Origin of the sequence: Skermanella stibiiresistens SB22 (assembly GCF_000576635.1) — a bacterium.
GTDB lineage: Bacteria > Pseudomonadota > Alphaproteobacteria > Azospirillales > Azospirillaceae > Skermanella > Skermanella stibiiresistens.
Window position 1 is genome coordinate 1 of record NZ_AVFL01000086.1, and the last position, 3,684, is coordinate 3,684.

The window sequence follows — 3,684 nt, forward strand, 5'->3', positions numbered from 1 at the left end:
GTGGACCGCGCCGCTCGCTTTCCTCAGGGCCGTCGCGACACCCAGGTCGGCGCTGCGGCGCGCGAAGGTCGTATGATCAGGCACCGGCAGATCCAGGCCGAGCAAGTCCATGATCGAACCAAGCATGCCTTCGGTCTGACGCCACGGCCGACCGAACGCCAGCCTCAGCATCAATCCCGCTTCAATGGCGATGTCTGAATATTTCTTGGGCCGCCCCCGCCGCCCGTTCGCCGGCGGCAACCAGGCTGCGATGGCTTCGGGCGTCACCCAGACCGTCAGGCTGCCCCGCCGCCGCAGCGCCGCGTCGTACTCTGCCCATTTCTCGACTTTGTACTGGGCCTTGGGGATCCTGTGGCGGCGCGGTTCATTCGCCTTGTACGGCATCAAGATCCTCGGGGTCAGCGGGTGAGCTCTATACAGACCCGCCTGCCGCCGCGACAACCCCATAGCTATTTTTGCACCAAGGTCGCTCAACCGGACTTTCTGTTCGCCTGCTACTCGGACCCCGTGACCGAGTCGGTGACCTGCCAGCGGCTGGCATCGCGGCAGGAACGCGTGGCATCGGTGCTCGCCGCTCCTTCCCGCCGCCGGCTGGCCATCCTACTGACCGGCGAACCGGCGGACGGCACATCCGAGGAGCGGCTTTACCTGGAGCGTCTGTTCAGCATCTCGCTCGAGATCGCGGTCCTGCACGATCTCGCCCAGCGGTTCGGACGTAGGGTCCGGCAGCACGGCGCCGACGACCTGACACCCTGGCTGGCAGAAGCTTTGGAGAGTGATCTGCGGCCCTTCGCCGAAGGGCTTCGCCAGGACCTTGCCGCAGTCTTCGCCGCTCTCGCCACGCCCTGGAGCAACGGCCAGACTGTAGGCAGATTACCTGCCTGAAGCTGATCAAGCGCTCCATGTACGGCCGGGCAAAGCTCGATCTTCTACGCATAAGGGTAATGGCAGCCTGATATCCAGCGTCATCAAGTTTGCGGATGAGCCAGATTTCAAAGCCGATTGACATCTCCAGTTTCCATGAACATGGGTGGTCGGTTTTGATGAACACAACTGGCCGAAATCGATTAGAATATGCGACGTCGGGCTGTTGGTCCATCCGGTGCTGACGGTCGAGACCGAAAGCGGAGCCTGTCCGGGACTGGTCGGGGCGCGAGTCTATACCCTTCATGAGACCGTGGCCAAGCACCGTCGCGCTCTGCCGACGCCCGACACGCTGGCCTGAGCCGCATGGTTCATTGCCCGTCTGGTTGACTGGGACTATTATCCTAAATGAAAGCCCTCTGGACCCTTCAGTTCTGTTAGGGGCTATGCTCGTTTCGCAACAATGTGCCGGGCGTAGCTCTCGGGCAAAAGATTTGTTGATAGCCTAGCCCAGAGGGAGAGGGACTTTCTTCGGGTTTTGCTTTGGAGGCTTTTTTTACGGATTGTTTCCGGTGGTTGCGTTGTGGTGGGCGGGTCAGGGGTTGCTAGCTTTGATAGAATAAAGCTTATGGGGTGGGATCGGAAATAGATGGCTTGGCGTGTCTGCTTGGAGAACTCTGAAGTCTTCAGACGGGAGGGGAACTAAATAGGGTGATTGTTGTTGCTGATTGGTAATCGACAGAAAGATGCGCGGTGGCGCCACTGCTTGGTGAGTTGCGGCGAATTTGCTGGAGTTAAGCATAATGATGGGGAGCGCTGTCGTGAGCAGCTCGGATCGTTTCGAATGGTTGGCGCGGCTTGGGTATGCGGCGCGCGGCGTCGTCTATCTGCTGGTCGGCTGGTTCGCCATGGTGGCCGCGATCGGGAGCGGGCAGCCGATCGATACCAAGGGAGCGCTCCGGGAGATCTTCTTTCAGCCGTTCGGCAAGGTGCTGCTGGGGATCGTGGCGGTCGGGCTGGTCGGGCATGCGGTCTGGCGCGTGGCGCAGGGCTGGTTCGATCTGGACGGGCACGGCAGCGATGCGAAAGGGATGGTGGTCAGGGGCGGTCTGCTGGCGAGCGGGGCGATCCACGTGGCACTGGCGTTCTTTGCGCTGTCGCTGGTGTTCAGTTGGCAGGGCGCCGGATCGGGGAATGGGGACGGGACCCAGGACTCGACGGCGTGGCTGCTGTCGCAGCCGTTCGGGCGCTGGATGGTCGGCGTCGTCGGGGTTGCCGTTCTCGGGGCTGCGGCGGGTCAATTCGTGAAGGCGTGGAAGCTGACTTTCTGCCGCTACCTGCGGGCCGACGAGCGGACGATGAAGCTGATCCGCCCGATCGGGCGGATCGGACTGAGCGCCAAAGGCGTCGTCTTCGTGGTAACCGGCATCTTCTTCCTGACTGCGGCGTGGCAGTCGGACTCGACGGAGTCGGGCGGGCTGGGCAAGGTGCTGATGACGCTTCAAGACCAGCCTTACGGACCCTGGGTGCTGGGCACGGTCGCGTCGGGTCTGTTCGCCTTCGGCATCTATAGCCTGATCCAGAGCGCTTACCGGAGGATCGACAATCCGCAGATCGGCGCCCGGATCAGCGCCGCGATCTGAGCACCGCTTCAAGTCTCACAGTCGGCCTGTCGTAAGCCTCCGACAAGGGCCGCCTTGATGGACAATTTAGGGTAGCTGATGTTTGCGTGGCGCGTCATAGGGCAGATGCAGACGAGTGGTAAACGTCATGGTGCATCAGCGTGTCGAGATCCTCACCGGGTCGGAGCGGCGTCTGAGCTACACGCAGTTGGAAATGGAGCGGATTGTGGAAGAGGCATTTCGCCCCGGCGTGATCGTGAAGGACATGGCCCGGCGGCTCGGATTCACGAAAGATGGCTGTATCAAGAAAATAGGAGCAAGTGGCTGAATCAGCCACTTGCTACGGCTGTCAAGAAATGAAGGTTCTCTTTGTGTCCATGGAAGATCAATTAGCCTTGCTGGGATTATCGTCTGGGTTTACGTAAATCAGGCCAAACGGACCTGTTCCGGTTACCTGAACGACCGATTCAGTGTCAGTGGTCCAAACATAATGAGGCATTTGACCAGGAAGATAAACAAAGCCGCCTGGCTTCATCTGTTCGCCGGTCGATTTGTCAATTACCTCTCCCATGGCATGATAGAAGTCTCCTGATATCACAGTCAGGTTTTCAGCCGTTGCATGTCGGTGAGGCGCAACCATTGTGCTCGGTGGAAACCTCACGCGAAGCACGAATGGTCCAGGTTGACCTGGATCTCCCGCGAGAATTGAAATCTGCGATCCTTTTGGTAGGTCAGCAGGACCGGGCCGCCATTTTACCGAGTTCTCATTTGGCACCATCAGCATCGACTCATGCTGTTCCGCGGCTGTGGCTCCTTGCATCACAGACAAGAGAGCAAAAATGACGACGCTTGGGTAGATGTGTCTGTGCATGATATTTCCTCCGGAATTGTTTTTCGTTATGATTTATTTCGGGCGGATTATATGCCGCGACCTTTGGCAGGCTATGCCCACTTTCGCTCCCTGACAATGGGAAAGTGAATGACCTGAAACTCTCGCAAATGGGCATCTCCCAGTCGATGTGATCGACCAGGGAGGGGGGAAGCATGTCTTCCGGATATGGGCATCAAGCCCAGTCCGCCCATCCTCGCGGTGCCGCGGACGGTTCTCCGCGACCGAGCTTGACGTGTAACCTCGGCGAGTTGGTCGCCGTGTTCGATGGCGCGGCTCGGCGGACTGATCGTAAGCACCTGGGAGGAT

At 59.6% G+C, this 3,684-nt stretch carries 5 protein-coding genes; 3 read left to right on the forward strand and 2 right to left on the reverse strand.

The window, feature by feature from the left end:
* A partial coding sequence (locus N825_RS35470; protein WP_037462284.1) for a transposase occupies window positions 1–384 on the reverse strand: 384 nt, incomplete at its 3' end.
* Window positions 385–405: 21 nt separating this feature from the next.
* On the opposite strand from N825_RS35470, the gene N825_RS41150 reads away from it, so the two are divergent.
* The 3 genes from N825_RS41150 (at window position 406) to N825_RS35485 (ending at window position 2,814) form a co-directional block, all read left to right on the forward strand.
* Window positions 406–885, forward strand: a complete 480-nt coding sequence (locus tag N825_RS41150) for a hypothetical protein (protein WP_051514246.1) — start codon at window positions 406–408, stop codon at window positions 883–885.
* 800 nt (window positions 886–1,685) lie between these two features.
* Window positions 1,686–2,507, forward strand: coding sequence for a DUF1206 domain-containing protein (locus tag N825_RS35480; protein WP_037462288.1), 822 nt, complete (start codon window positions 1,686–1,688; stop codon window positions 2,505–2,507).
* A 127-nt stretch (window positions 2,508–2,634) separates the two neighbouring features.
* Window positions 2,635–2,814, forward strand: coding sequence for a helix-turn-helix domain-containing protein (locus N825_RS35485; protein ID WP_037462281.1), 180 nt, complete (start codon window positions 2,635–2,637; stop codon window positions 2,812–2,814).
* Between the two features lie 57 nt (window positions 2,815–2,871).
* Here the strand turns inward: N825_RS35485 and N825_RS38530 are convergent, their stop codons facing one another.
* Complete coding sequence (locus N825_RS38530; RefSeq protein ID WP_084165455.1) at window positions 2,872–3,357, reverse strand: cupin domain-containing protein; 486 nt, start codon at window positions 3,355–3,357, stop codon at window positions 2,872–2,874.
* Between the last annotated feature and the right edge of the window lie 327 nt (window positions 3,358–3,684).